Origin of the sequence: Bacillus sp. FSL R5-0416, assembly GCF_037975425.1 — a bacterium.
Classification (GTDB): Bacteria; Bacillota; Bacilli; order Bacillales; family Bacillaceae; genus Bacillus; species Bacillus subtilis.
On sequence record NZ_CP150252.1, the window covers coordinates 4,198,273 to 4,224,985 of the forward strand.

28 protein-coding genes are annotated in these 26,713 nt (G+C 42.2%); 6 read left to right on the forward strand and 22 right to left on the reverse strand.

Annotated elements, in window-relative coordinates; all coding sequences use genetic code 11:
* Positions 1–15: 15 nt before the first annotated feature.
* The 3 genes from NYE20_RS22135 to NYE20_RS22145 all read left to right on the forward strand — a co-directional run bounded on the left by NYE20_RS22135 (position 16) and on the right by NYE20_RS22145 (position 3,983).
* A complete protein-coding gene (locus NYE20_RS22135) occupies positions 16–663 on the forward strand; it encodes a hypothetical protein (protein ID WP_161621080.1) in 648 nt (215 codons plus the stop codon).
* 485 nt (positions 664–1,148) lie between these two features.
* Positions 1,149–1,757 carry a transglutaminase family protein gene (locus NYE20_RS22140; protein WP_146874313.1) on the forward strand — a complete coding sequence of 203 codons (609 nt, stop codon included), beginning with the start codon at positions 1,149–1,151 and terminating at the stop codon, positions 1,755–1,757.
* A 156-nt stretch (positions 1,758–1,913) separates the two neighbouring features.
* Positions 1,914–3,983, forward strand: coding sequence for a thioredoxin domain-containing protein (locus NYE20_RS22145; protein WP_161621079.1), 2,070 nt, complete (start codon positions 1,914–1,916; stop codon positions 3,981–3,983).
* Here the strand turns inward: NYE20_RS22145 and NYE20_RS22150 are convergent.
* Positions 3,980–4,879, reverse strand: a complete 900-nt coding sequence (locus NYE20_RS22150) for a type II CAAX endopeptidase family protein (protein ID WP_021481102.1) — start codon at positions 4,877–4,879, stop codon at positions 3,980–3,982. The genes NYE20_RS22145 and NYE20_RS22150 overlap by 4 nt on opposite strands.
* 226 nt (positions 4,880–5,105) lie before the next feature.
* Between NYE20_RS22150 and NYE20_RS22155 the strand changes: the two genes are divergently transcribed.
* Positions 5,106–6,461, forward strand: a complete 1,356-nt coding sequence (locus tag NYE20_RS22155) for an MFS transporter (RefSeq protein WP_049140536.1) — start codon at positions 5,106–5,108, stop codon at positions 6,459–6,461.
* 33 nt (positions 6,462–6,494) lie between these two features.
* Here NYE20_RS22155 and NYE20_RS22160 read toward each other — a convergent pair whose 3' ends face one another.
* The 11 genes from NYE20_RS22160 to NYE20_RS22210 all read right to left on the reverse strand — a co-directional run bounded on the left by NYE20_RS22160 (position 6,495) and on the right by NYE20_RS22210 (position 15,155).
* On the reverse strand, positions 6,495–7,049 hold the full coding sequence (locus tag NYE20_RS22160; RefSeq protein ID WP_161621078.1) for a sugar O-acetyltransferase: 555 nt from the start codon (positions 7,047–7,049) through the stop codon (positions 6,495–6,497).
* Positions 7,050–7,064: 15 nt separating this feature from the next.
* Positions 7,065–7,445 (reverse strand): VOC family protein, encoded by a 381-nt coding sequence (locus NYE20_RS22165; protein WP_032724962.1) that lies wholly within the window; start codon positions 7,443–7,445, stop codon positions 7,065–7,067.
* Positions 7,446–7,500: 55 nt separating this feature from the next.
* Complete coding sequence (ccpB, locus tag NYE20_RS22170) at positions 7,501–8,436, reverse strand: transcriptional regulator CcpB (protein ID WP_161621077.1); 936 nt, start codon at positions 8,434–8,436, stop codon at positions 7,501–7,503.
* Between the two features lie 58 nt (positions 8,437–8,494).
* The gene (xth, locus tag NYE20_RS22175; RefSeq protein WP_124072546.1) at positions 8,495–9,253 is read right to left on the reverse strand and encodes an exodeoxyribonuclease III; all 759 of its coding nucleotides are present in this window, start codon (positions 9,251–9,253) and stop codon (positions 8,495–8,497) included.
* A 64-nt stretch (positions 9,254–9,317) separates the two neighbouring features.
* The gene (rpsR, locus tag NYE20_RS22180; RefSeq protein ID WP_003219224.1) at positions 9,318–9,557 is read right to left on the reverse strand and encodes a 30S ribosomal protein S18; all 240 of its coding nucleotides are present in this window, start codon (positions 9,555–9,557) and stop codon (positions 9,318–9,320) included.
* Positions 9,558–9,600: 43 nt separating this feature from the next.
* Positions 9,601–10,119, reverse strand: a complete 519-nt coding sequence (gene ssbA, locus NYE20_RS22185) for a single-stranded DNA-binding protein SsbA (RefSeq protein WP_003219228.1) — start codon at positions 10,117–10,119, stop codon at positions 9,601–9,603.
* 40 nt (positions 10,120–10,159) lie between these two features.
* On the reverse strand, positions 10,160–10,447 hold the full coding sequence (gene rpsF, locus NYE20_RS22190) for a 30S ribosomal protein S6 (RefSeq protein ID WP_003244064.1): 288 nt from the start codon (positions 10,445–10,447) through the stop codon (positions 10,160–10,162).
* Between the two features lie 110 nt (positions 10,448–10,557).
* Complete coding sequence (gene ychF, locus NYE20_RS22195; protein WP_161621076.1) at positions 10,558–11,658, reverse strand: redox-regulated ATPase YchF; 1,101 nt, start codon at positions 11,656–11,658, stop codon at positions 10,558–10,560.
* 126 nt (positions 11,659–11,784) lie between these two features.
* A complete protein-coding gene (locus NYE20_RS22200; protein ID WP_161621075.1) occupies positions 11,785–13,788 on the reverse strand; it encodes a molybdopterin-dependent oxidoreductase in 2,004 nt (667 codons plus the stop codon).
* 50 nt (positions 13,789–13,838) lie between these two features.
* Entirely contained in the window at positions 13,839–14,045 is a 207-nt protein-coding gene (locus tag NYE20_RS22205) for a DUF951 family protein (RefSeq protein WP_003226838.1), read from the reverse strand.
* A 93-nt stretch (positions 14,046–14,138) separates the two neighbouring features.
* Entirely contained in the window at positions 14,139–15,155 is a 1,017-nt protein-coding gene (locus NYE20_RS22210; protein WP_010886647.1) for a membrane protein, read from the reverse strand.
* 441 nt (positions 15,156–15,596) lie between these two features.
* Between NYE20_RS22210 and yyaC the strand changes: the two genes are divergently transcribed.
* Positions 15,597–16,214 (forward strand): spore protease YyaC, encoded by a 618-nt coding sequence (gene yyaC / locus NYE20_RS22215; RefSeq protein ID WP_024571349.1) that lies wholly within the window; start codon positions 15,597–15,599, stop codon positions 16,212–16,214.
* Between the two features lie 38 nt (positions 16,215–16,252).
* On the opposite strand, the gene spo0J is transcribed toward yyaC, so the two are convergent.
* Together spo0J and soj are read right to left on the reverse strand one after the other, a co-directional pair.
* Positions 16,253–17,101 (reverse strand): stage 0 sporulation protein Spo0J, encoded by an 849-nt coding sequence (spo0J, locus tag NYE20_RS22220; protein WP_003226832.1) that lies wholly within the window; start codon positions 17,099–17,101, stop codon positions 16,253–16,255.
* Positions 17,094–17,855: a sporulation initiation inhibitor protein Soj gene (gene soj / locus NYE20_RS22225; protein WP_003219244.1), complete on the reverse strand. Its 762-nt coding sequence runs from the start codon at positions 17,853–17,855 to the stop codon at positions 17,094–17,096. Before soj ends, spo0J begins: the two co-directional genes overlap by 8 nt.
* A 247-nt stretch (positions 17,856–18,102) precedes the next feature.
* On the opposite strand from soj, the gene NYE20_RS22230 reads away from it, so the two are divergent.
* The gene (locus tag NYE20_RS22230) at positions 18,103–18,543 is read left to right on the forward strand and encodes a PH domain-containing protein (RefSeq protein WP_161621074.1); all 441 of its coding nucleotides are present in this window, start codon (positions 18,103–18,105) and stop codon (positions 18,541–18,543) included.
* A 50-nt stretch (positions 18,544–18,593) separates the two neighbouring features.
* Here NYE20_RS22230 and noc read toward each other — a convergent pair whose 3' ends face one another.
* The 8 genes from noc to rpmH form a co-directional block, all read right to left on the reverse strand.
* A complete protein-coding gene (noc, locus tag NYE20_RS22235) occupies positions 18,594–19,445 on the reverse strand; it encodes a nucleoid occlusion protein (RefSeq protein WP_015250778.1) in 852 nt (283 codons plus the stop codon).
* Between the two features lie 121 nt (positions 19,446–19,566).
* The gene (gene rsmG, locus NYE20_RS22240) at positions 19,567–20,286 is read right to left on the reverse strand and encodes a 16S rRNA (guanine(527)-N(7))-methyltransferase RsmG (protein WP_100506062.1); all 720 of its coding nucleotides are present in this window, start codon (positions 20,284–20,286) and stop codon (positions 19,567–19,569) included.
* 13 nt (positions 20,287–20,299) lie between these two features.
* Positions 20,300–22,186, reverse strand: coding sequence for a tRNA uridine-5-carboxymethylaminomethyl(34) synthesis enzyme MnmG (gene mnmG / locus NYE20_RS22245; RefSeq protein WP_003226825.1), 1,887 nt, complete (start codon positions 22,184–22,186; stop codon positions 20,300–20,302).
* A 21-nt stretch (positions 22,187–22,207) separates the two neighbouring features.
* Positions 22,208–23,587 carry a tRNA uridine-5-carboxymethylaminomethyl(34) synthesis GTPase MnmE gene (mnmE, locus tag NYE20_RS22250; RefSeq protein ID WP_014478576.1) on the reverse strand — a complete coding sequence of 460 codons (1,380 nt, stop codon included), beginning with the start codon at positions 23,585–23,587 and terminating at the stop codon, positions 22,208–22,210.
* Positions 23,588–23,897: 310 nt separating this feature from the next.
* Positions 23,898–24,524: an RNA-binding cell elongation regulator Jag/EloR gene (gene jag, locus NYE20_RS22255; RefSeq protein ID WP_038828064.1), complete on the reverse strand. Its 627-nt coding sequence runs from the start codon at positions 24,522–24,524 to the stop codon at positions 23,898–23,900.
* Entirely contained in the window at positions 24,521–25,306 is a 786-nt protein-coding gene (gene spoIIIJ, locus NYE20_RS22260) for a YidC family membrane integrase SpoIIIJ (protein WP_010886648.1), read from the reverse strand. The genes jag and spoIIIJ overlap by 4 nt, the downstream gene beginning before the upstream one ends.
* A gap of 144 nt (positions 25,307–25,450) precedes the next feature.
* Positions 25,451–25,801: a ribonuclease P protein component gene (gene rnpA / locus NYE20_RS22265; RefSeq protein WP_003242628.1), complete on the reverse strand. Its 351-nt coding sequence runs from the start codon at positions 25,799–25,801 to the stop codon at positions 25,451–25,453.
* 151 nt (positions 25,802–25,952) lie between these two features.
* Complete coding sequence (gene rpmH, locus NYE20_RS22270) at positions 25,953–26,087, reverse strand: 50S ribosomal protein L34 (protein ID WP_003178075.1); 135 nt, start codon at positions 26,085–26,087, stop codon at positions 25,953–25,955.
* Between the last annotated feature and the right edge of the window lie 626 nt (positions 26,088–26,713).

Here is a 26,713-nt window from a genome sequence, read left to right on the forward strand (position 1 = left end):
TGGGTGTATTTCAATATGATTTGGCTTGTTGGGCTTGATTGGAGCATTCAATGGGGAACCGTTTTTACAGTTGCCGGCACACTCACTGCCGCTTTTTTAGGACAAGTTTTTTCTCATCGCTACTCTCAAAAAAGGGAAGAAATAAAACAAAAGAAAGAGAGTTTTCAAAATCTATATTCCCCTGTCGTTTTCAAAATATTGAATTATTTAGAGTTAGAAAGAGAAAAACAAAACATTATGTTTATCAAGGGACTGGACGAAACAGAGTTTACTGAGCGATATCAAGATGATGAATTATATAACCCAAGCATAGAATTCAAAGAAATTTTAGAAATTGTAGGTTTGAACTTAAAGTACGGAAGTCTAGAACTTATAAGGGAGTATCAAGAAACATTATCAATTGCTAAAAGAATGGAAGCATTTGAAGGTCATTGTGGGACTCATTTATATTTTTGCGGTGTATTTATTTCAGATTATATTAACCTAAGTAAAGATCTCGGCGTATACTCACAAACAATGGAAACTTCCACTGAGGGATCCTTGCTATTATCCAGATTAGAAACACTAATCCCGCAATTGGTGGTACTAGAGTGTTTGTGGAATTTTTACCTTGGTTTTTTTATGCAATATCTAGTATTGATAAAAAAGATAAATATCTTATAAGGGTTATGGAACTCTACCTACAATACTCAAAAGTTAAAACCAAGAAAGCCCGTCATAATTTAAATATAAGAACATGTAAAACACTCATTGATATCGGCAAAGATTTTGTTGATCTATATGAATGGGAATATGAGGTTTGGGTAAAATTTGTTAAAGCGATTCAGCCCATAACTAATTTAAATGCTACATCAGACACTAACAAAGATTATCAAACAGGTTATTAAAAAAGTATAAAAAGGTATACTAGGCATTACACTAATTAATAAAAATGAAAGAAGCATGTGCGTGTAACTACCCAAGCTAGCTATTGATGTCATTACATATTTTAAGGCAGAGAACTAATCATAATTTGTATTTCACTTTTTTAAATGCACTCTATAAATATTCAAACTATGCTTTTTAGTAATCTCTTTTTTTCTTCTTAATATATTTCCAATCATGTTCTATACTGTAGTATCATCCGTTACAATATGGGGAGTGAAGAAATGAATTTGACAGGTGAATCAAAAAACTTTGATGATTATTTACTTGAACTAAATGAAGTTGATTATTCTAATCCTATTATTTGTGCACTTGCAAATGAACTTTTCAATCCTTTGCAGACAGAAATAGAAAAAGTAAAAATAGCCTATGAATTTGTTCGAGATGAAATTTCCCATACTTGGGATACTCAATCAAAACGAGTAACTTGTAATGCTTCAGAAGTATTAAGCTTTAAAGAGGGAATTTGCTATGCAAAGTCAAACCTATTAGCTGCCCTATTGCGCTCAGAAGGAATACCGACAGGCTTTTGTTATCAGCGTTTAATGTTGTTTAATACGCCAGATAAAGGATATTGTATTCACGCATTAAATGCTGTATTTTTTCATTCACTTAATAAATGGATTCGATTAGATTCTCGCGGTAATAAAATAGGAATTGACGCTCAATTTTCACTTGATAAAGAGAGATTAGCATTCCCAATTCGACAAGAATTTGATGAAATTGACTATCCTTTGATTTATGTAAGACCACATCCAAAAACAATTGCAGTTTTAAAAGAACATAAAGATGCCATCGAGATGTATAAATATCATTTACCCGAAAGAATATAATTGTTTATTATTAAGACCTTAGGGCTTCAGATTCCTGAAGAATTCCTATTCTATACTTAATGAAGCCTTTCACGAAATCAAAAAAGAATAAAATACATCATATTATGGAAAAATAAATTCGAAAAGATCATTTGTTTTATGAAAGAAGGTGATCCCATGCCCACTAACAATAAGCCCAATAGATTAATCGCTGAGAAGTCACCATATCTCCTTCAACACGCCCACAACCCTGTGGACTGGTACCCTTGGGGAGAAGAAGCATTTGAAAAAGCAACACGCGAAAACAAGCCGGTTCTGGTCAGCATCGGTTATTCGACTTGTCATTGGTGCCACGTTATGGCTCACGAAAGCTTTGAAGACGAAGAAATCGCGCGTCTTCTCAATGAACGGTTTGTGGCGATTAAAGTCGACCGGGAAGAGCGGCCGGATGTGGATTCTGTTTATATGAGAATCTGCCAGCTGATGACCGGGCAGGGCGGCTGGCCGCTGAATGTGTTTATCACGCCTGATCAGAAGCCGTTTTACGCGGGTACATATTTTCCAAAGACGAGCAAATTCAATCGTCCCGGTTTTGTTGATGTGCTTGAGCATCTGTCTGAGACGTTTGCGAACGACCGTGAGCATGTCGAGGATATTGCGGAGAACGCCGCTAAACATTTGCAGACCAAAACAGCCGCCAAATCAGGCGAAGGCCTTAGCGAGTCAGCGATTTCCCGGACATTCCAGCAGCTTGCCAGCGGGTTTGATACGATCTACGGCGGTTTCGGGCAGGCACCGAAATTTCCGATGCCCCATATGCTGATGTATTTGCTTCGTTATCATCACAATACGGGGCAGGATAACGCTTTATACAACGTGACGAAAACGCTGGACAGCATGGCGAATGGCGGCATTTACGATCATATCGGCTATGGGTTCGCCCGCTATTCGACCGATGACGAGTGGCTCGTTCCCCACTTTGAAAAAATGCTGTACGACAATGCGCTGCTGCTGACTGCTTATACAGAAGCCTATCAGGTCACGCAAAACAGCCGTTATAAAGAGATTTGTGAGCAGATCATTACGTTCATTCAGAGGGAAATGACTCATGAAGACGGAAGCTTTTTCTCTGCTTTAGACGCAGATACAGAAGGAGAAGAAGGAAAGTACTACGTGTGGTCAAAGGAAGAAATTCTGAAAACGCTCGGGGACGATCTCGGAACGCTGTATTGCCAAGTGTATGACATCACTGAAGAAGGAAACTTTGAAGGCAAAAATATTCCTAACCTCATTCACACAAAGTGGGAACAAATCATAGCCGATGCCGGGTTAACCGAAAAAGAGCTCAGTCTCAAACTCGAAGACGCAAGACAGCAGCTCTTGAAGACACGCGAGGAAAGAACCTATCCGCATGTCGATGATAAAGTGCTTACCTCATGGAACGCGCTGATGATCGCGGGTCTTGCGAAAGCGGCAAAGGTATACCAGGAGCCGAAATATCTCAGCCTAGCGAAAGACGCCATCACATTTATTGAAAACAAATTAATCATCGACGGCCGTGTGATGGTCCGATATCGTGATGGCGAAGTGAAAAACAAAGGCTTTATCGACGATTACGCTTTTCTCCTATGGGCTTATCTGGATCTCTATGAAGCTTCGTTTGATCTTTCTTATTTACAAAAAGCGAAGAAACTGACAGACGATATGATCAGCTTATTTTGGGATGAGGAGCATGGCGGATTCTACTTCACCGGACACGATGCAGAAGCCTTAATCGTACGGGAAAAAGAAGTGTACGACGGCGCCGTGCCTTCCGGAAACAGTGTGGCAGCAGTTCAGCTGCTGCGTCTTGGACAAGTCACAGGCGACTTATCACTGATCGAAAAAGCGGAAACGATGTTTTCCGTGTTCAAGCCAGACATCGACGCGTATCCGAGCGGCCATGCTTTCTTTATGCAAAGTGTGTTAAGACATCTGATGCCTAAGAAAGAAATCGTTATTTTTGGCAACGCAGACGATCCAGCCAGAAAACAAATCATAACAGAGCTCCAAAAAGCCTTTAAGCCCAACGACTCCATTCTGGTGGCAGAGCAGCCCGAGCAATGCAAAGACATTGCGCCATTTGCAGCAGACTACCGCATCATAGACGGCAAAACAACCGTGTATATTTGTGAAAACTTCGCCTGCCAGCAGCCGACAACAAATATTGAAGAAGCGATCCACACATTAATAAGCAGCAGGGATTAAGACCCTTGCTGCTTACTTTTTGATTTCTTATGGTACCATAAAGCGATCCCCGCAAACACAAGGTTGACCGCTATCGTAAAGAAAGCCTCCCACATCGGGTTCCCCCGCGTAACGGTAAACAGAGAAGGAATTCCTCCATACACACTGTTTTTTTCTGTAATAAACATACACAAAAACATATTATTCGCGGCATGGGCGCCAAGTGATATTTCGATGCTTCCAGTTTTAATCGTGTAATAGGTCCACACAAAACCAAATGTTAAATACTCAATTCCTGCCCAGACAGCGCCGTTGTTCATTTCTGGATTCGCAAAATGCAATACGCCAAACAATCCTCCGACAATCAGTGTCAAAAATAGAGGATTTTTCGTCAATCTCCCGAAAGCTTGAAGCAAAAATCCCCTGAAAAACAGTTCCTCAGCTGATGTCTGAATCGGAACCAAAATGAGGGCAGCCGCTAGCAGCCAGATAAATCGTGATGCATCAAAGGCTTGCATTGAATAATTGTCTGGATGAATCACAAAATCAATCAATTGTACGGCGATCATCAGCAAGAAATAAGCAATAAAACCAAAGGAAATTCTCCGCCAATTCATCTTTGAATTTGGTGTAATCACAGTTCGGAAAGGCCGCTTCAAAATAAAGCGCACAGCCAGCCAAACTCCCGGAATGGCGAATAAATAAATCACATGGGACAAATAAAGATCTACGAGGGGATCACTCAGCACAGCTTCATCCAAATCAAACGTGATATTGGGATTCACAATAACCGTGAACAATATAGCGAAAAGGTAAGCTATATTCCCGAATACATATAACCCTACCATCACCAAAAAAGCGAAAAAATATCTCCACAATGTATTGTTTCCTTCTATAGGACGGATAAATGAATTCATTCCTTCTATGTCTCTTCCTTTCAATGAGAATATTACTATATATTTGCATAAATTGGTCTATGAATCTACTGTTTTGGAAATCTTTTAAGCAAAATTAAAATATAAAGTGTGAATTTAGTTCTTCCATCTAGTGATTTGAACTCTGTTGCCAATGAACCAAGATACTTATAATAGTCCCAAGAGGGGAATTTTCAGTCTTTTCTTACTACTCAAAAGGGGGTTTTTTATGAATACGATCTTCAAACAAAAGAATACACATCCTTTCTCAAACGCAGCGAATCGTTTAGACCGCCTTCCGATTTCACGCGTTCATTTCCAAGTGTTAACCGCTCTCGGCATTGTTTATTTCTTTGATCTCGCAGATTTATTTACCCTCAGCAATGTAGCGCCGGCACTGATCGAGCATTGGGGCATCCCGCTTTCAACTATTGCTAACGTAACGGCTGCTTCGTTTTTAGGCATGTTTTTAGGCGCTTCACTGGGCGGACGGCTGTCCGATCGAATCGGCCGCAAAAAAGCCTTAAATCTATTTGTCTTTGTTTTCTCAATCGCATCGCTATGCAATGCTGCGGCATGGGACATTCCATCTTTAATGACATTCCGTTTTCTCACCGGATTTGGCGTTGCAGCCGCCATGGTCATTACGAATAGCTATTTGGCGGAATTTTTCCCTTCAAGTGTACGTGGAAAATATATTTCTTTTTGTGCCATGATTGGATTGATCGGGGTTCCGATCACCAACATTGTGTCTGCCTTTGTCATTCCTCTTGGTTCATGGGGATGGAGGCTAGTATTTGTATGGGGTGCCGTCGGCCTTATTTATTTTTTCTTCATCCGCCGTCTGGAAGAGTCACCTCGCTGGCACGAAAATCGCGGGGAATATGCGAAAGCCGATGCGATCCTCAACCGAATTGAGGAACAGGTTGAAAAGGAGAAGGGCCCGCTTCCGGCAGCATCCCAGCCTAAAGTAAGCGAAACTGTTAAGCAGCATGCAGGTTACGCCGGCTTATTGAAAGGCAGAAACCTCAAAATCACCATCGTATTATCTGCTGTATGGATTTTTGAAACGTTTGGGTTTTACGGATTTGCTTCATGGGTTCCAAGCCTGCTAAAAAGCAATGGCGTAACCATGGAAAATACATTATGGTATAACGTATTGCATTCCGTCGGCGCTCCACTTGGCGCACTGCTCGGCTCCATGATTTCCGAAAGATTTCAAAGAAAATGGATTTTAGCTGCGAGTGCGTTTCTGACGGCCATCGCCGGGCTCTTATATGGTATGACTTTTATTCCCATCATGATCATTGTATTTGGTTTTATCGTGAATATCACAGAACGGGTCTTTACCTCGAACTTATACGCCTATACATCTGAACCTTATCCGACTGAATACCGCTCGTCTGGCAGCGGTTTAGCCTATGGTCTTGGCCGTTTTTCAAACATTTTTGGCTCATTGCTTGTCGGATTTATTGCCGTTCAGCTCGGCTATATCAGCGTCTTCTTATTTATTGGGGGCTGCTGGCTCGCATGCTCCTTGCTGTTAATCTTCTTCGGTCCTAATACGAATGCAAAACAGATTTAAAAAAGTCAGTGCGGATCTGCCGCACTGATCTCATTACAATTGCTTCAAAATCCTTGCGGGGTTTCCGCCTACAACAGTATTAGCGGGTACATCCTTAGTGACAACAGATCCAGAAGCAATCACTGCGTTATCACCGATTGTCACTCCCGGGTTAATCACCGCCCGGCCTCCAATCCAAACTTGATCTCCAATTGTCACAGGCTTACCGAACTCCTTCCCGGATTTCCTTTCGATCGGATCAAGAGGATGACCGGCCGTGTAGATATGTACACCTGGCGCAATCAAACAATGACGGCCGATACGCACCTCACACACATCTAAAATGACACAGTCAAAATTAATAAATGTATGATCTCCGATATGAATGTGATAGCCATAATCACAGCGGAATGTCGGCAAAATCGTGACTTGATCCCCAACCGAACCGAGCAGCTCCTTTAATTGCTCCATCCGCACTGCATCATCTTCCGGTGTTTCGTTATATTGTCTAATCAGCTGTCTCGCATGCTTGCGTTCTAGTAATAGTTGTTGATCTTCCGAATTGTATAATTCTCCGGCTGCCATTTTTTCTTTTTCTGTCCTCAGCATGTAAGTCACTCCATGTCAGATTGTAATCTCGATCAAATTTCCTTCATCATCCTCAATCACACTTTCATAGTAGCCGTCTCCTGTTGTCCTCGGGCCGTTTACTACTGCGAAACCATCCGCCTTCAATCGATCAGTCAGTTCGTCAACTTTCTCCCGGCTCCCAACGGAAAAGGCAATATGTGCCCAGCCTGTCATTGTTTGTGAGGGCGGATCGATCACATTCCCTTTTTTCATAATCTCCAGCCTTGCTCCGGAATCAAACGTAATAAAATAAGACTTAAAATCTTTTTTCTCATTATGATACAAATCATTCGCTTCGCCATTAAAATACGATTCATAAAAAGACTTCATTCGCTCTAAATCATTGACCCAGACCGCTGTATGTTCAATCTGCATTTCTTCCTCCTCCTTCGCCTTCAATGAAGTTATAAGGTATGAAATGCATTTCAGTTCAAGCTTTTTTCTTAAATTTATGCTGAATTTTGATATCAGCGGGTTCATCCTGCAAAAATAGAGAAAATGCTGCGATGCCGAGCTGCTCAAGATTCAAATCAAGCGACGGAAAACCAAGAACACGGCTGATAGAAGTATTTCCCTCGCCTATGATTTCAACATCCCAATTATTCTTTTTGGCAAATAGATGAATTCCAGCTGCCACTTCATCACTATTTGCATAAATAGCAGTCGGAACCCGCCCGCTCATATAAAAATGTTCAGCTGCCAGCTCACCATCATTCATATCGTTGCATCCGGACAGCATATGGTGGTCTTCCAACCTTCCGCAGATAGCTTTATAGGCCGCAGCTTTATCAGCCGTGCTCGGGCTCCTATCAGCTTCTCTGACACACGTAAAAGCAATATTCTCATGCCCGCGGCTCTTTAAATAGCGAAAGCTCTCTGCATAAGCAGTTTTTCTGTCATTAAAAGCACAAGGGACATCAATGTCTCCGGTATCCTCACAAGCGATGACCGGCCCATATTCCTGATAAGCTAAAATGCTGTCCCAATGATTAGCGCGGGAAGTAATGATGAGACCGTCTATTTTCTTCGTTCTTAACAGCTCTAAATATTTGATTTCAATAGCGGGGTTATAATTGGTGGGGAGGAGGGTCGTTGCATACTCATGCTGAAAAGCCGCCTTGGTGATTCCGTTAACGATTTTATCAAAGCAGGGATGATCGCTATAAGGCAGAATCACACCGACCGTATGGGTTTTCCCGCGAATGAGATCGATTGCGGTTCGATTTGGTGTATAATCCAAATCCTTCATGACTTGATGAACAAGCTTTCTCTTTTCTTCAGATACATACGGATGATGATTCAATACACGCGAGACAGTCGAAACAGATACATTTGCCAGTCTTGCGATCTCTTTTATATTTGCCATCTCTTTCTCCTTTTCATATAAAAAAAGCAGTAAGTGTAAAATCCTTACTGCTATCTCATCATATATTGATGATAAGTTCAACAGGACAATGGTCGGAACCCATGACATCCGCTGATATGCTGGCATCTTCAATCTGTTCCTTAAGGCTTTCAGAAACAACAAAATAATCAATCCGCCATCCAATATTTCTGTCCCGGGCGCCGGCACGATACGACCACCAGGAATAAGCGCCTTCAAGATCAGGATAAACATGACGAAAAGAATCAACAAAGCCAGCTTCTAAGAAACGAGTGAATGCCTCTCTTTCTTGATCTGAAAATCCAGCGTTATTCCGGTTCGCCTTTGGATTTTTCAAATCAATCTCCTGATGGGCTACATTCAAATCACCGCATAAAATCACTGGTTTTTTCTGATCCAATTCAAGAATATAAGACAATAAGGCCTCTTCCCATTGCATGCGGTAATCAATCCGCTCTAATCCCCTTCTGGAATTGGGCGTGTAAACAGTTATCACAAACACGTTTTCAAATTCCAGCGTAATCACTCTGCCTTCTTGGTCATGCTCTTCTACTCCGATACCGTAGATGACCTGCAGCGGTTCTTGCTTAGAAAAAACAGCTGTGCCGGAATATCCTTTTTTCACTGCATAATTCCAGTACACATGATAGCCTTCAGGCTGGAGATCAACCTGGCCGTCCTGTATCTTCGTTTCCTGAAGACATATAATATCTGCATCCTCTTCTTTCAAATAAGAGAGGAAATCCATTTTTCTCATCACAGCCCGCAGGCCGTTTACATTCCATGCAATCAACTTCATGTTTCATCCTCCCCCCTATAAAAAAGAGCAAGAACCCGAAGGTCCTTGCTCTTTACGTATCAGCTTACTCACCGCTTACGTATGGAAGTAAAGCCATTTGACGTGCGCGTTTGATCGCTGCAGTCAATTTACGTTGGTATTTAGCGTTTGTTCCAGTTACACGACGTGGTAAAATTTTACCGCGCTCAGAAACAAACTTTTTAAGAAGATCTACATCTTTGTAGTCGATGTGCGTGATACCGTTAGAAGTGAAATAACACACTTTACGGCGTTTCGCACGACCGCCTCTGCGTCCTCCTGCCATTGTCATTTCCCTCCTTTCTTTTTCATTTTAGGCGATAATCACATTAGAATGGAAGATCATCATCCGAGATGTCAATCGGTTTGCCGTCGTTGGCAAATGGGTCATCATTAAAGCTGTTCCCCTGATTGCGTCTCTGGTTGTTTTGATTTCCCCCAAATGGATTATCATTTTGGCCTCCGCCAAAGTACTGGCCTCCGCCGCTGTTTCCTTCGTTGTATCCACCTGAACCAGAACCGCCGCCGTTTTTCGGCTCAAGAAATTGAACACTTTCAGCTTGGACCTCTGTCACGAAGACACGCTGTCCTTGCTGGTTTTCATAGTTTCTTGTTTGTAAACGGCCATCTACGCCTGCAAGGCTTCCTTTTTTCAAGAAGTTTGCAACGTTTTCGGCTTGTCTTCTCCAAGTGACACAATTAATGAAATCGGCCTCACGTTCTCCGGACTGGTTCGTAAATGTACGATTCACAGCAAGAGTAAACGTAGCAACAGCCGCACCGTTTGGCGTATAACGAAGCTCTGGGTCTTTTGTCAGTCTTCCGACTAATACAACTCGGTTAAGCATAAGAAAGACCACCTTTTACCATTATATATTTCAAAATTGCTTATTCTTCTTCTTTAACAACAATGTGGCGAATGATATCGTCACTGATCTTAGCTAGACGGTCAAATTCTTGAACTGCCGCAGCGTCAGATTGAACGTTTACGATTTGGTAGAAACCGTCGCGGAAATCGTTGATTTCGTAAGCAAGACGACGTTTACCCCAATCCTTTGTTCCAGTGATCTCCGCACCGTTAGAAGTCAGAACGTTGTTGAAACGCTCGATAACTGCTTTTTTAGACTCTTCGTCAATGTTTGGGCGGATAATGTACATAACTTCGTACTTTCTCATCTGTTTGCACCTCCTTTTGGACTAAGCGGCCCATAATGGGCAAGGAGCAATAATTCTATTACTCACAATTTTATATTATACCAAAGCTCTTGTCCCTTTACAACTGCATCCTATACATTAAATCGGAAATGAATAACATCTCCGTCTTGGACCACATATTCTTTCCCTTCAAGGCGGACTTTTCCTGCCTCTTTAGCTCCTGCCATACCGCCGCCCGCAAGAAGATCCTCATAAGCAACTGTCTCAGCACGAATGAAGCCCCGCTCAAAGTCACTATGAATAATTCCTGCACACTCAGGGGCTTTCATGCCTTTTTTGAATGTCCAAGCTCTGACTTCCTGTTCTCCGGCTGTGAAATATGTTGCGAGGCCGAGAAGAGAGTAAGACGCTTTGATCAGCTGATCAAGACCTGATTCTTGAATGCCCAGCTCTTCCAAGAACATTTGCTTTTCTTCGCCTTCAAGCTCAGCGATTTCAGATTCGATTTTTGCACACACAACGATAACTTCTGCATTTTCGCCGGCAGCGTACTCGCGAATCTTCGCTACATTTTCATTGCCAGATGGATCAGCAACTTCATCTTCACTTACGTTGGCCACGTACAAAATAGGCTTCGAAGTCAGTAAATGGAGCTGCTTCACAAGCTTTTGCTGCTCTTCAGTGAATTCTACAGATCGAGCAGGCTTTTCACTCTCAAACGCTTCTTTCAGTTTAGATAAAATCTCAAACTCAAATACAGCGTCTTTATCTTTTTGCTTCGCAAGCTTGCTGACGCGTGTAATCCGCTTTTCAACCGTTTCCATATCAGCGAGGATCAGCTCAAGGTTGATCGTTTCAATGTCATCAATCGGATCAACCTTTCCGGAAACGTGAGTAATGTTGTCATCGGAAAAAGCACGGACAACTTGGCAAATCGCGTCAACTTGGCGAATATGAGATAGGAACTTGTTGCCGAGTCCTTCTCCTTTAGATGCGCCCTTTACAATCCCTGCAATATCAGTGAATTCAAAAGCAGTCGGCACAGTCTTCTTCGGGTTGACCAGCTCAGTCAGCTTTTGCAGACGATCATCCGGTACCTCTACAATTCCCACGTTCGGATCAATTGTACAGAACGGGTAGTTGGCTGATTCGGCACCGGCCTGTGTAATTGCGTTAAATAGTGTTGATTTTCCGACGTTCGGCAAACCAACAATTCCAGCTGTTAAAGCCATTCTTTCATCTCCTCTATATAAAACCGTCATTGTATGAACGTATTTTGAACCTAGAGCAATTATAAGGAGGTTCACTGGAAAAGACAAGCTGACAAAAAAGCATTTTCAGCCTGCCAATCCCTTTGATTATGCTTTTTTCAAGCCTACTAAACAGTCAAAAAGCGTACTTCCCATTCCATTATCAGAATTTGTATCATTTGTCAGTGCATTGACTGACCCTCCAAAAGCCGCCCACATGCCTTCATCTATATTAATCGTCTTCGCATGAGCCTGCTTCATCACTTTCACCTTGCCCTTCAAGCGTCCGCGGTCATTAAAGATAACAACTTCGTCTCCATCCTGAAGATCCTGCTCAGCCGCTATATCTGGAGAAATATCGACCTGAACGTGCTGAAGCTTTTCAATAAACGGCACATGCTGTGAATGATTGGAACGCTGCGGATGAATGGATAAGAGCGTATAAGGGTACTTTCCAGCTAACTCCTCATTATGGAAAACAGATTCTTCGGGCACATTTAATTGAAGCGAGCCGCTAAATCCTTTTTGCTCAGCTAGCGACGAAGTAAATTCAAATTTTCCACTCGGCGTCAAAAACTGATAATCATTCCACGGCACCTGTTTTACTGGAAGAGGGAGGTGGCCTTTTTCTTTTAAACGCTCAAGTGTCACATCCTCTGCTTCCAATGAAGAAAGCCCCATCTCTAAAAATTCTTGAGTGCTGTATTCAAACAGCTCGCCAAACCCAAGACGTTTTGCAAGCTCTGACCAGATCCAGCTGTCCGACTTCGCTTCACCCTGCGGCTCCACAAGCTTCTTCCCGTACTGAACATAATGATGATACATACTGGAATAGTAGATATCTTCTTCTTCAAAAACAGTGGCAGTCGGCAAAACATAATCACACAGCTTTGCGGTATCCGTCATAATGGAATCAATCGCGACCGTCATTGGAACCTTTTCAAAAGCTTGTCTCACCTTATTTGTATTCGGCACCTGAGTCAGCGGATTTCCGCACGTCACAATAATCATCTCAATCGCAGGATCAGCAGCGGTCAACACTTCTTCAGCCTGCGTCATCATTGAAAAAGAACGGGATGTTGTTTTTAATTCCGGCAGCGTCAGCTTTGTTTTTGCAAAGCTCTCACCAATCTGGACATTTCCGAAATTCGCGCCGCCGCCCTTAATTCCGACATTTCCGCTTGCCGCCACAAGTGCATCAATCCAACGAATCGTTCCCCCGCCGTTTTTATATCGCTGCATGCCAAGCCCCATAAAAGTAGACACCGGACCATCAGCATACAAACCTGCCAAATACTCCAGCTCCTCCATAGAAGTTTCTGTTTTCACAATAAACTCTTCCAGAGAAACGGTCTTCAAAAGCTCTTTCACATCATCAAAACCGACAGAATGCTCAGAAATAAACGTTTCATCCGTTCTTCCCATCTCAATCAGAACCTTCAAAACGGCTGCCGCAAGCCAGCCGTCCATTCCAGGCTTTACAGAGATATAGCGGTCGGCAAGCTTAGCAGTCGGGTTGAAGATCGGATCAATCACCGTAATCGTGGCGCCCTTCTTTTTCACCTGCTGCAAGTGATGGTATAAGTGCATATTTGTTCTTGATACATTTCTTCCCCACACAACAACATGCTTGCTGTTGTAAATATCAAGCGGTCCGTGACCGTACGAACGGCCAAAATCCCAGCTTTGCGCCTCGATGCCGGAGCCCCAGCATATGCTTCCGACGATTTCGGTCACGCCGCCATATCCATTAAAAAAACGCTGATCAAGCGCTTTTAACAGACCGTTATTCGCATAATCATGGCTGTGCAAAACAGCAGTCGTCTCCGACGTTTCCTTGATTTCCCGAAGTTTATCGGCAATTTCATCAAGTGCCTGCTCCCAAGAAATCCGCACAAACTCGCCATTTTGTTTTTTCATTGGATAGCGAAGCCGATCAGGCGAATTTGTTTTTGTCTCAAGCATTCTGCCGCGGCCGCAGATTTTACCTTCCGTAATCGGATGGTTTGGATCTCCGTCCACTTTTGTTACCTTTCCATCATCAACAGTCACCAAAAAGCCGCAGCTGTCCCAACAATTCAGCGGACATGCCGACTGATGCACTTTGCTCATCGCCGTCTTCTCCTTACCTTCTATATGAAAAAGCATGAGTGTCGGCCTATTTATGAAGTAGGCTCCTCATGCTTGACTAGTACTTTTTTTAGTTTTCTTTCAAATTCTCTTCTCGGAATCATAACACTGTGAGAGCATCCCTCACACTTAATTCGAATATCCATTCCCATGCGTATAATTTTCCAGCTGTTCGCTCCGCATGGATGCGGTTTTTTCATTTCTACGATATCATTCAGGCCAAAGTCTTTATCCGCCAAGACCCTTCACCTCTTTTCCTAAACTGCTGTATCTATTGTACAAAAAAACTGATCATAAGAGCAATCAAGATACCCGAAAAGAAATACATCCTCTTATTTCCATTTACTCAAAATAGGATATAAGAGCAGACAAACTAACAAATACAAATTGAGCATCCCATATATCGGATACAAGAACGCGATCAAATCAGAAAATCCGAAAGAAGTAAAAGGTACCATTAACACTAACAAAATCAACACAATCATCCATCTCGGCATATGAATAAACGCCATCAGCCGGCTGGACAAACCCAGCAAACCAGCTACCGTCGTCGTGTAAATCGCCAGGCACAGCACCGCCGTCATACATAAAAAAAGGAAATAAGGCGCACCCTCCAGAACGGCAAACAGCGGTATTTCAAACTGAGAAAGGGAGCCCGCCAGCTCCACCAACGTTTCATTATAAACAAATGAGATCACGCCAAAAATAAGACCGCTTGCCACACTTGCGATTTTTGCTTCTCCGAGCCCTTTCATCTCTTTCCCAACAGAGGATAAAATCGCAACAACTGAAAGGATGTTTAAAGAGGTAAACGTAATGCTCGCAGGCCAGTTATACTGCTGGGACAAATCAATCGTCCACGTATGGTGATGTGTGCTCTGAAAGGAGATCAGCGCATATAAAAGCCCCGCTACTAACACAGGAATCAAAATACTATTTATAGATAATATTCCTTTCACATCCCACAAAAACAAACACACTGTCACGATGCAAATCAGCGTGATTCCCCACCAGAAAGGAAGCTTGTACATTTGCAGGGTCACACCGCCTCCGGCAATCATCACCATAGTCGTCGAAAACAAATAAAAAATGATGAGGACATCATAAATTTTCGCCAGCCATGGCCCCATTAAATGCTCCAGAACCGGCAGAAAATGAGTGGATTGAACCTTAAAACTGATTTTCATCACAATATAAGACGAGAAAATGAACATGATTGTAAACAGCACAATAGCAAGTCCGCTTTCCGCCCCAAAAAACTGCCATATCTCCTGACCGCTCGCATATCCGGCCCCGATCAGGCTCCCTAATATGAGCAGCATCCACTTCATTCCGGCTCTCCACAACACTATCACCTCATAGACAAAGTTCAGCTTGTTCCCGTTATTGTTACTATATAAATAAAGGAAAGCAAACATGCCATATTTTCATAGACATTTGAACACAAGCTGAAATTATCATACGAAATACACATAAAAAAAAGACTGCTGATGGAGGCAGTCTAAAAATATATCATTTTGCAGTGGAATGAAGGAATGAACCTCATTAACCATTCCTATCTATAAAGTGTTTTGTAAGCAGACCGTAGCTTGATCATGATCGAGGCAATGGGGGACAATATTTATAATTCACCCACTAACCATTCATAATAACCTCTACTTTTTTAAAATCTCCGGTGTCATACACAAAGCATAAAAAACCGTACTGCTGGATATACTGTAAACAACCTTACATAACGAAACACACACCATAGCAATTCTGTTACCTACTATAACAAGGAAGTGAAACCCATGAATCGAAAAGGCGGGCTTTTTTCCTCTCAGGAACGAGTAAAGCAATATGTTTCACATACAGATGCTGCAGCGGCAAAACAAATCCAAACCATCCTTTCTTCATCCTTGCGTAAAGCTGCCGGCAAACCAATTGTTGTGGTTTGTATCGGAACAGACCGTTCAACCGGTGATTCATTGGGCCCGCTCGTAGGAATGAAACTCAAACAGATGAAGCTCACCAGATTCCATGTCTACGGAACCTTATCTGACCCCGTCCATGCTGTGAACATGAAGGATAAAATCAATGACATTCATAAATTACATAAAAACCCATTTGTTATAGCAGTCGATGCATGCTTAGGCCGCGTTAAGAGTGTGGGTTCATTTCAAATCGGGGACGGGCCATTAAAGCCCGGAGCCGGTGTACAAAAAGACCTTCCTGAAGTGGGAGATCTTCATATTAACGGAATCGTGAATGTTAGCGGTTTCATGGAATATTTTGTATTGCAAAATACAAGACTCAACTTGGTCATGAATATGGCCAATGTTCTCGCGGAAGGATTGAGTTTAACAGATCGGACAGAGTGGAGGCAAGAACGCCTTAACCCGTTGCAAAGGCTCACTGGGCGCATATAAAACAAAAACCATCTTCGCTTGAAAGATGGTTTCTTCATTTACGATTCTCGTTCAGACAAAAGCTCTAAAATCCGGTCAAGGTCTTCATTAGAGAAAAATTCAATTTCGATTTTGCCTTTTTTCTTCTGTCTTTTAATATTAACTGTTGTTCCAAAATAATTTTGGAGATAGGATTCCCGTTCTTTTAGAACCGCATCTTTCACAGGTTCTTTTTTCTTTGTTTCACGTGGAACATTCTGATTCAACTGCTGAATCAGCTGCTCAAGCTGGCGAACATTGAGCTGCTCCGCAATCACTTTTTGTACCAGCGGTTCAAGCTTATTTTTGTTTTTTAAGCCAAGAAGCGTGCGTCCATGTCCCATAGAAAGCGTGCCTTCGGCAATAAGCTGCTGAATATTTTCTGGCAGTGTCAGCAGTCTTAAATGATTCGCAATATGCGGTCTGCTTTTCCCAAGACGTTTGGCAAGCTGCTCTTGTGTGAGATCTAAGTGTTTCAACAAGGAGTCATATGCCTGAGCCTCTTCAAGCGGAGATAAATCTTCACGCTGAAGGTTTTCTAATAAAGCAATTTCCCTCATTAACGCCTCTGATAATTCACGGACAATGGCCGGAACTGTATCTAAACCTGCCAGCTTTGCCGCTCGAAAACGCCGTTCTCCCGCAACAATATCATAGCCTTTTAAAGATTTTCTGACGATAAGCGGCTGAAGAATGCCATGCTGCAGCACAGATTCTTTTAGTTCAGCTAATGCCTCGTCATCAAAGTGTTTTCTTGGCTGATAAGGATTAGGGCGTAAATCGGCAATTTTAATTTCTTCAACTGTCTCTTCAGACAAATCTACCTGATTAAATAACGCATTAATCCCTTTTCCAAGGCCTTTAGCCATTCGCAGCCACTTCCTTTGCTAAATCTAAATATACTTCCGCACCTCTTGACCGCGGATCGTATAAAATGATGGGTTTTCCGTGACTCGGTGCCTCACTCAGACGGACATTACGCGGAATAACTGTCTTATATACTTTATCCCTAAAATACTTTTTAACCTCTTCAATCACTTGAATGCCAAGGTTTGTCCGGGCATCAAGCATTGTCAGCAATACACCTTCAATCATTAAATCAGTATTCAAATGCTTTTGCACAAGACGTACTGTATTTAATAACTGGCTGAGACCCTCCAAGGCATAATATTCGCACTGTACAGGAATCACAACGGAATCCGAGGCAGTAAGGGCATTAATCGTCAGCAAGCCCAATGACGGCGGACAATCAATGATAATATAATCATAATTTTGCTTTACTGCTTCAAGCGCTCTCTTCAATCTCACTTCTCTTGATATTGTAGGAACCAGCTCGATTTCAGCCCCTGCAAGCTGAATAGTCGCAGGAATCACATCCAAGTTCTCTACTGTCGTTGCTTTAATAATATCTATTACATCTGCATCATCTACTAAAATATCGTACACACACTGCTCTACATCGGCTTTTTCAATCCCTAATCCGCTTGTCGCATTTCCCTGCGGATCAATATCTACCAGCAGAACCCTTTTCCCTATGTAAGCCAAACATGCCCCAAGGTTGACAGACGTCGTTGTTTTACCGACCCCGCCTTTTTGGTTCGTAATTGCTATGATTTTTCCCACGATGTCACCTACTTTCACATGAACATGTACTATCTTGCTTCTATTCTATCAAAAAAAGATTAAAGCGTTTCATTTTTTTCATCATTTTGTTCCGAATCAGAAGGGAAATAATTGAAAATTCAAGCACGCTTTATGCTTTCTCTTATAAATTCTGCAATTTCTATGTTTTTTTGACTTAAAAAAGGAATTTCTTAAAGAAAAAAAGAAGAAGTCACAGTACAGAACGTGGAAACAGGATGGTGAGAAAATGGTTTATCAAACGAAAAGAGATGTACCCGTTACGCTGATGATTGTGTTTCTCATATTACTGATACAAGCAGATGCCATTGTTCCTTTTGTGCTGGGAAATATGAGAGTTTCCGGCTGGATCATTTTTATTCTGCTGACTCTTTTAAATGGACTCATCATTTGGAGCTTTATTGACCTAAAATATGTATTGAAGGAACACCATCTGATCATTAAAGCCGGATTGATCAAACATCAAATTCCTTATGAAAACATCGAGAAAATCGTTCAAAAAAAGAAACTGTGGTCCGGTTTTCGTCTGATCGGCTCTCGCCATGCCATCACAATATATTATCAGGGGGGATGGGGACATGCAGTAATTTCACCGCAAAAATCTGAAGAGTTTATCCACAAGCTCAAAGAAAAGAATTCTAATATAGTAATATTCACTAAAAGTAAGTGATTACCTTTTATTAAAAATATAAAAAGCTCTCCTGCTTTTCAGGAGAGCTTCTATTTTGGTATGCGAATCGTTAATTGAATATATTCTTCAAATTCTTCTTCTTCCGTATTCAATTTTACACCGCTGTCTTCCACCATTGATAGTGACTGGCGAATCGTGTTCATCGCAATTCTTGTATCTCTGCTGAATGCTTTGCGTCTCGGCTTTGGCTTTCTCTTGCCTTGCTCCAGCATTTTCACCACGCGGTCTTCCGTCTGCTTTACATTTAAACTTTTCTCAATAATCTCTGTGAGCAGTGTGACTTGGAGCTCAGGCTGTTTCAGCGGAATCAGCGCTCTGGCATGGCGCTCGGTGATTTTCTTCTCCATAATCGCCTCTTGGACCGGCTGAGGCAGCTTTAATAACCGAAGCTTATTCGCGATTGTAGACTGCCCTTTTCCTAAGCGCTGTGCGAGTGCCTCCTGTGTTAAATCATGCAGCTCAAGCAGCCTAGCATAAGCATGCGCTTCCTCAATAGAAGACAGTTCTTCCCGCTGCAAGTTTTCGATTAACGCCACAGAAGCGGTTTCCGTGTCGGAAAAATCCTTAATAATTGCCGGAATCTTTTCCCACTCAAGCGATTGCACCGCTCTCCAGCGTCTTTCACCTGCAATGAGTTCGTATTGGCCTTCTTCTTCTGTATGCCTAACAACAATCGGCTGAATAATGCCGTGTGTATGAATGGTCATTGCTAACTCTTTGATTTTTTCATCTGAGAAAATGGTGCGTGGCTGAAAACGGTTGGGAACGATAGCATTTACCGGTATTTCCAGAATCTCTTCTTTGTTTGTATCATGTTCAGCAATCTCCGGCTCCTGTTCCTTCTCACCAAGCCCGAAGAAACGAGAGAATGAATGCTTCATGTACCTACACCACCTTTAAAAACTGCCATTTTTATAATTCTATTTTCTCATGGTTTTTCCTGCTGTACATCCATCAATTTTGATGAAAATATGATGGTATTGTCATATCAGGCTGTCTAAATTACCCTTCAATTGGCGATTTATTAGGAGTTCCCGGTTTTCTTGGATACTTCTTAGGTGTATTTTTCATTTTGCGTATCACCATAATATTACGATCGCTTTCTTCAATAGGCAGCTTAAAAGAATGGATATTCTCAAGTTCTCCTCCAAGCGTCGTGATTGCTTTTTTGCCTGCATTCAGTTCTTCTTCAGCTGATGCGGCTTTTAAAGCAACAAATAAACCGTTTTTCTTCACCAGAGGCAAGCAAAGCTCACTCAAAACAGATAATCTCGCAACTGCTCGTGCCGTCACAATATCATAGCTTTCACGCACGTCTTTCCGTTGCCCGAACGTTTCAGCTCTGTCATGGCAGAATGTTGTATTCTCCAATTGCAAAGCCTCAGATAGCTTTTCTAAAAACGTGATCCGTTTATTCAGTGAATCTACGATTGTGACATTGAGGTGCGGAAAGCATATTTTTATCGGCAGACTTGGAAAACCCGCTCCCGCTCCGACATCACAAATCGTGTTCACCTGATTGAAGTCGACATAAAAAGCAGCTGTAATGGAATCATAAAAATGCTTTAAATACACTTCTTTTTTCTCTGTTATTGAAGTCAGATTGATTTTTTCGTTCCATTCAACCAGCATGTCGTAATACAGCTCAAATTGCTCTAGCTGACGGGGAGAAAGGGAGATCCCTTTTTCCGCCAAACCAGAAGTAAATTCTTCAATATTCATGCCGTCATCCTTTCTATTCGGCTATCTTCGCAATGCGTCCCTGCTCTAAATACACCAATAGAATTGAAATGTCCGCCGGGTTTACACCGGAAATGCGGGAAGCTTGGGCAACAGACAAAGGCCGTACATTTTTCAGTTTTTGACGCGCCTCGGTCGCAATCCCCTTAATTGCGTCATAATCAATTCGATCTGGAATTTTTTTATTTTCCATCTTCTTCAGTTTTTCCACTTGCTGAAGAGATTTTTCAATATATCCTTCATATTTCACTTGGATTTCTACTTGTTCTGCCACGTCTTGAGGAACCGGCACTTCTGGCGGCGCCAGTTTTGTGACTGTTTCATAGTTCATTTCAGGACGCTTCATCAAGTCTGTGCCGCGAACTCCATCTTTCAATTCGCTTCCGCCAAGAGAACGGATATATTCTTGATTTTCCGGAGACGGCTTGATAATTACAGAATGAAGACGTTTTTTCTCCGCTTCGATCGCAGCTTTTTTCTTCTCAAAGGCCGCATAGCGCTCATCAGAAATCAATCCAATGCGGTGTCCGATTTCTGTCAGACGCAAATCAGCATTGTCATGGCGAAGCAGCAATCTGTATTCCGCACGTGATGTCAAAAGACGATATGGCTCATTGGTACCTTTTGTCACAAGGTCATCAATCAGAACACCAATATAGGCGTCAGAACGGCTTAAAATCACTTCTTCTTTTCCAAGCGCTTTTCGTCCTGCATTGATTCCCGCCATAATCCCTTGTCCCGCAGCTTCTTCATAACCGGATGTTCCGTTAATTTGGCCTGCAGTGTAAAGGTTTGTGATTTTTTTTGTTTCAAGTGTCGGCCAGAGCTGTGTCGGTACGATTGCATCATACTCGATCGCATAGCCGGCTCTCATCATTTGCACGTTTTCAAGTCCAGGAATCGTTGCAAGCATTCTTTGCTGTACGTCTTCTGGAAGACTTGTAGATAAACCTTGGACATAGACTTCCTGTGTATTTCTGCCTTCCGGCTCAAGGAAGATTTGGTGACGCGGTTTATCATTAAATCGTACAACTTTATCTTCAATGGACGGGCAATATCTTGGACCTGTACCTTTGATCATACCGGAATACATCGGTGAACGGTGCAGGTTGCTGTCAATAATCTCATGTGTCTCAGGGCTTGTATATGTCAGCCAGCAAGGGAGCTGATCTGTGATATATTCCACTGTTTCATATGAGAAAGCGCGAGGCACATCGTCACCAGGCTGAATTTCCGTTTTGCTGTAATCAATCGTGTCGCTTTTAACGCGAGGCGGCGTACCTGTTTTAAAACGAACAAGGTCAAAACCGAGTTCCTCCAAATGCTCAGAAAGTTTAATAGAAGGCTGCTGGTTATTCGGGCCGCTTGAGTAAGACAGATCACCAAGAATGATACGTCCTCTTAAATATGTCCCTGTCGTCATGACAACTGCTTTCGCACGATAATGTGCGCCTGTTTGTGTAATAACGCCTCGGCATTCGCCGTCTTCAACGATCAGCCGCTCCACAATTCCTTGCAGCAATGTTAAGTTTGGTTCTTTTTCAAGCGTATTTTTCATTTCGTGCTGATATTGGAATTTGTCTGCTTGTGCACGCAATGCACGAACCGCTGGACCTTTTCCTGTATTCAGCATTCTCATTTGAATATGCGTTTTATCGATGTTTCTTCCCATTTCTCCGCCGAGCGCGTCAATTTCGCGGACGACAATCCCTTTTGCGGGGCCGCCGACAGACGGATTACATGGCATAAATGCAACCATATCTAGGTTGATGGTCAAGACAAGCGTTTTGGCGCCTTGGCGTGCAGATGCGAGGGCAGCCTCAACACCGGCATGCCCGGCGCCAATCACAATCACATCGTATTGGCCTGCTTCATACCCCATGATTCTAGTTCCTCCTTTTAATTATTTTCCTAAACAGAATTGAGAAAAGAGCTGATCAATTAAGCTTTCGTGGACAGAATCTCCAATGATTTCCCCTAAAAGCTCCCAGCATCTTGTAAGGTCAATTTGCACCATGTCGATCGGGACATCCTGTTCGATGCCGCTAAGCGCATCTTCAATGGCGCGTTTTGCTTGCTGTAAAATAGAGATGTGACGTGTGTTGCTGACATAAGTCAGATCCCCACTTTCAATGGCACCCGTGTAGAACAGCGACTGAATCGCTTCTTCCAGATCATTGATGCCTTCCTCTTTTAAAAGAGATGTCGTAACAACTGGACGTCCATTGGCAAGCTCACGGACACGTTCAGTGTCAATCTTCGCCTCAAGGTCAGTCTTATTCAAAATCACGATAACATCCATGCCCTCAACGGCTTCAAAAAGCTTCACGTCTTCTTCAGAAAGCTCTTCACTATAATTAAGCACAAGTAAAATCAGGTCCGCTTCCTTTAGAACCTGGCGAGAACGTTCAACACCGATTCGCTCAACAATATCCTCTGTTTCGCGAATACCTGCTGTATCAACCAGACGAAGCGGGACGCCCCTTACATTCACGTATTCCTCAATTACATCCCGTGTCGTTCCGGGAATATCGGTTACAATGGCTTTTGCCTCATGAACGAGGCTGTTCAGAAGAGATGATTTTCCTACGTTTGGCCGGCCAATAATGACGGTAGAAAGACCTTCACGTAAGATTTTTCCTTGCTCAGAAGTCCTCAGCAGCGCCTCAATTTCCTTTTTCACGGCGGTTGCCTTTTCGACTAAAATCTGATGCGTCATTTCCTCTACATCATCATACTCCGGATAATCGATATTCACCTCAACATGGGCCAGTGTTTCTAAAATCTCACTGCGCAAACGGCGCACCAAAGCAGAAAGACGCCCTTCCATTTGATTCATAGCAACGTTCATTGCCCGGTCCGTTTTCGCTCTGATTAAGTCCATAACCGCTTCCGCCTGTGAAAGATCGATACGCCCGTTTAAAAACGCACGTTTCGTAAATTCGCCAGGCTCTGCCAGTCTCGCTCCCTCTCTCAATGCGAGCTGAAGCACTTGGTTCACAGTCACAATTCCCCCGTGACAGTTTATCTCGATAACATCTTCCCGTGTAAAAGTTCTCGGCGCTTTTAACACTGATACCATTACTTCCTCAACGACACGATCCGAAGGTCTGTCTACGATATGACCATAATGAATCGTATGTGATTCGACCGAGCTGAGTGTTTTCCCCTTCGGTCCCTTATAAATTTTATCTGCGATTTGAATGGCTTCTGGTCCGCTCAACCGTACAATCGCAATCGCGCCTTCTCCCATCGGTGTGGAAATTGCCGCAATTGTATCCATGTTGTTCACCTCTCTTTACTTATACTTCATCTATATAAAAAAAATTTTATTATGCCAAAACTAAAAGATAACATAGTTTGGTTCGAAGTGGAAGATTTGTTATCCACAGAAATAGAAATTCGTCCCTTATTACTTTAACTTATCCACATGTGAATAACAATTAATTTTATTTCCTGAACTTCCTTTTTATCAACAGGATACACCTAAAAAGAAAAAACTTAAACGGCAAAACCTTGATATTACTAGGAAAAGTGGATTTTTCGGATACAAAAAAACCGAAATCCAATTTTTATCGGACTTCGGTTTTATGCTATCTTTTATGGGAAATAACGAGATGACGATTTTCGCCCTCACCCATTGAATATGTTTTGATCTGGTGGTTTGCATATCCAGAAAGAGTATCGTGAATAATTTTTCTTTCGCTGGACGGCATAGGCTCAAGCTGGATGGACTTTTTCGTTTTCAAAACCTGGTCAGCAAGCTTGATGGCCAGCTGGCTCAGTGTTTCTTTTCTTTTCAAACGATAGTTTCCTGCATCCACCGTCACATTTTTATATTGGCCTGGATAACGGTTAAGGGCAAGCTGTGTCAAAGTTTCAAGGGCGTTTAAGGTTTGTCCTCTTTTCCCAATCAACAATGCTGCCTTTTCACCTGTTATATGATATCTCACTGTCTTTTTACTTTCTTGAACAGTCACATCAGACTTCCCGGCAATGGCTTCGGCGATCGTTTGAAGATATAACTTCGCTTGCTGAATCGGATCAATCTTTTCAACCAGCTTTACGATCGCAGGCTTTTTGCCGAAAATACCGAGAAACCCTTTGTTTCCCTCTTCAATAACAGTAATTTCTACCTTATCCTTCGTTAATCCCAGCTCTTGCAATCCGGACTGTACTGCTTCATCGACATTTCGCCCTGCAGCAGTCACATTCCTCACTTTTTCTTTCCTCCGGCTTTTTGCGGCTCAGGATTTTTTTTAATATCAGGTCCTTTAATGAGGAAAGTTTGCGCAATCATAAACAAGTTACCAACTACCCAATAAAGAGAAAGAGCCGCCGGGAAGTTGATCGCAAATACGATAATCATAATTGGCATAATCCAAAGCATCATCGCCATTTGCGGATTTTGCTGCGCATTGCCAGCCATCATCAGTTTTTGCTGAACAAATGTAGCGACACCGGCAACGATAGGAAGAATATAGTAAGGATCTTTTTCTCCTAAGTCAAACCATAAGAAGCTATGCTCTGAAATCGCCTGGGTTCTCATGATCGCATGATAGAATCCAATTAAAATCGGCATCTGGATCAAAATCGGGAAACATCCCGCCAATGGATTGACACCATGCTTTTGGAATAAAGCCATTGTTTCCTGTTGAAGCTTTTGCTGCGTTTTTTGATCCTTTGAGCTGTATTTTTCTTTAAGCTTTTGCATTTCCGGCTGTAAAGCCTGCATCGCTTTCGAACTTCTCAGCTGCTTAATCATCAGCGGTAAAATTAATAAACGAATTAAAATGGTAACTAGAATAATTGAAAGCCCGTAGTTATCTCCCGTCAATTTCGCTACATACGTAATGAGCTCAGACAATGGATATACTACGTACTTGTCCCAGAAATGCGGACTATCTGCAGTGATCGGCTCTTTCACACTCGAGCATCCAGCCAAAAGCATGAATACGCCAACCATACTTAATAGCAACCCTATTCTCCTTTTCAACAACATTTCCTCCTATAATTAATCTTTACACTCTTTTATTGCAAAGCATACTTGTATGTATTTTAGCATCTTTCAGTTTTAAATGGTGTCTTTTTCTGATCAACCAGAAAGGAAGCGCTTTTAAAAGTTGTAAGAAAGCAGTGGTGATGCCTACTTTGACGAAGATTTCTTATATAATGAAGACTTTCTGAATAGATGCTGCAGACTTTTTTTCGTTTCCTCATATGTCAGCTGGCTCGCCGGTTTTCTGGCAATAATGATGTAATCCTTTTCCTTCAGTCTCTCTTTCTCTTCAAGAAAGGCCTGCCGAATCAAACGTTTGATCCGATTTCGCATCACAGCATTGCCAATTTTTTTGCTGACGGAAAGCCCGACACGCAGTTCATCATTTTCAGGCTGATCAAGCGTATATAAGACAAACTGGCGGTTTGCAACTGATGTCCCATGTTTAAACACTTTTTGAAAATCTTCATTTTTCTTTAAACGATTTCGCTTCTTCAAATGACTCACTCCGATACTGGCTGGCAGAAACTTTTAAAATTTATTATGAACATGAGATGCATCTGAACCAGGAAGCATGCCCCGGTTCATTACGCATCACATCTATCTTTTCCCATAACGTGAAAAAAGACCACTGACATTATTCAGTGGCCTAAGCTGATAATACTTTTCTGCCTTTGCGGCGACGGCGTGCTAAAACTAGACGACCGTTTTTTGAACTCATACGGCTTCTGAAGCCATGAACTTTGCTGCGTTTACGGTTATTCGGTTGGAATGTTCTTTTCATTTATGACACCTCCCTCGAGGAATAGCTGTTAAAGACAGTCTTACTTATTATATTTGCGTTACCTATTCATTGTCAACTTCACTAGTGCTTTTATTTCTTGCAACCATAATAGGATACCATACCTTTTCAACTTTCGAAACCTTATTTTTTAGATTCCTTAATTTTACGGAAAAAAGACAAATTCAAACAATTTGCCCCTAAAATCACGCATGTGGATATCTTTTTCGGCTTTTTTTAGTATCCACAGAGGTTATCGACAACATTTTCACATTACCAACCCCTGTGGACAAGGTTTTTTCAACAGGTTGTCCGCTTTGTGGATAAGATTGTGACAACCATTGCAAGCTCTCGTTTATTTTGGTATTATATTTGTGTTTTAACTCTTGATTACTAATCCTACCTTTCCTCTTTATCCACAAAGTGTGGATAAGTTGTGGATTGATTTCACACAGCTTGTGTAGAAGGTTGTCCACAAGTTGTGAAATTTGTCGAAAAGCTATTTATCTACTATATTATATGTTTTCAACATTTAATGTGTACGAATGGTAAGCGCCATTTGCTCTTTTTTTGTGTTCTATAACAGAGAAAGACGCCATTTTCTAAGAAAAGGAGGGACGTGCCGGAAG

Excerpts from the sequence above, each read along its gene's own strand:
- NYE20_RS22145 (WP_161621079.1), top strand. The coding sequence starts at position 1,914 with ATGCCCACTAACAATAAGCCCAATAGATTAATCGCTGAGAAGTCACCA.
- rpsF (WP_003244064.1), bottom strand. The coding sequence starts at position 10,447 with ATGAGAAAGTACGAAGTTATGTACATTATCCGCCCAAACATTGACGAA.
- rpsR (WP_003219224.1), bottom strand. The coding sequence starts at position 9,557 with ATGGCAGGAGGACGCAGAGGCGGTCGTGCGAAACGCCGTAAAGTGTGT.
- ychF (WP_161621076.1), bottom strand. The coding sequence starts at position 11,658 with ATGGCTTTAACAGCTGGAATTGTTGGTTTGCCGAACGTCGGAAAATCA.
- NYE20_RS22140 (WP_146874313.1), top strand. The coding sequence starts at position 1,149 with ATGAATTTGACAGGTGAATCAAAAAACTTTGATGATTATTTACTTGAA.
- mnmE (WP_014478576.1), bottom strand. The coding sequence starts at position 23,587 with ATGGATACAATTGCGGCAATTTCCACACCGATGGGAGAAGGCGCGATT.
- spoIIIJ (WP_010886648.1), bottom strand. The coding sequence starts at position 25,306 with ATGTTGTTGAAAAGGAGAATAGGGTTGCTATTAAGTATGGTTGGCGTA.
- NYE20_RS22135 (WP_161621080.1), top strand. The coding sequence starts at position 16 with ATGATTTGGCTTGTTGGGCTTGATTGGAGCATTCAATGGGGAACCGTT.
- NYE20_RS22155 (WP_049140536.1), top strand. The coding sequence starts at position 5,106 with ATGAATACGATCTTCAAACAAAAGAATACACATCCTTTCTCAAACGCA.
- yyaC (WP_024571349.1), top strand. The coding sequence starts at position 15,597 with ATGAATCGAAAAGGCGGGCTTTTTTCCTCTCAGGAACGAGTAAAGCAA.
- ccpB (WP_161621077.1), bottom strand. The coding sequence starts at position 8,436 with ATGGCAAATATAAAAGAGATCGCAAGACTGGCAAATGTATCTGTTTCG.
- NYE20_RS22200 (WP_161621075.1), bottom strand. The coding sequence starts at position 13,788 with ATGAGCAAAGTGCATCAGTCGGCATGTCCGCTGAATTGTTGGGACAGC.
- NYE20_RS22150 (WP_021481102.1), bottom strand. The coding sequence starts at position 4,879 with ATGAATTCATTTATCCGTCCTATAGAAGGAAACAATACATTGTGGAGA.
- ssbA (WP_003219228.1), bottom strand. The coding sequence starts at position 10,119 with ATGCTTAACCGAGTTGTATTAGTCGGAAGACTGACAAAAGACCCAGAG.
- spo0J (WP_003226832.1), bottom strand. The coding sequence starts at position 17,101 with ATGGCTAAAGGCCTTGGAAAAGGGATTAATGCGTTATTTAATCAGGTA.
- mnmG (WP_003226825.1), bottom strand. The coding sequence starts at position 22,186 with ATGGGGTATGAAGCAGGCCAATACGATGTGATTGTGATTGGCGCCGGG.
- NYE20_RS22160 (WP_161621078.1), bottom strand. The coding sequence starts at position 7,049 with ATGCTGAGGACAGAAAAAGAAAAAATGGCAGCCGGAGAATTATACAAT.
- rsmG (WP_100506062.1), bottom strand. The coding sequence starts at position 20,286 with ATGAATATTGAAGAATTTACTTCTGGTTTGGCGGAAAAAGGGATCTCC.
- NYE20_RS22230 (WP_161621074.1), top strand. The coding sequence starts at position 18,103 with ATGGTTTATCAAACGAAAAGAGATGTACCCGTTACGCTGATGATTGTG.
- NYE20_RS22165 (WP_032724962.1), bottom strand. The coding sequence starts at position 7,445 with ATGCAGATTGAACATACAGCGGTCTGGGTCAATGATTTAGAGCGAATG.
- rpmH (WP_003178075.1), bottom strand. The coding sequence starts at position 26,087 with ATGAAAAGAACATTCCAACCGAATAACCGTAAACGCAGCAAAGTTCAT.
- xth (WP_124072546.1), bottom strand. The coding sequence starts at position 9,253 with ATGAAGTTGATTGCATGGAATGTAAACGGCCTGCGGGCTGTGATGAGA.
- noc (WP_015250778.1), bottom strand. The coding sequence starts at position 19,445 with ATGAAGCATTCATTCTCTCGTTTCTTCGGGCTTGGTGAGAAGGAACAG.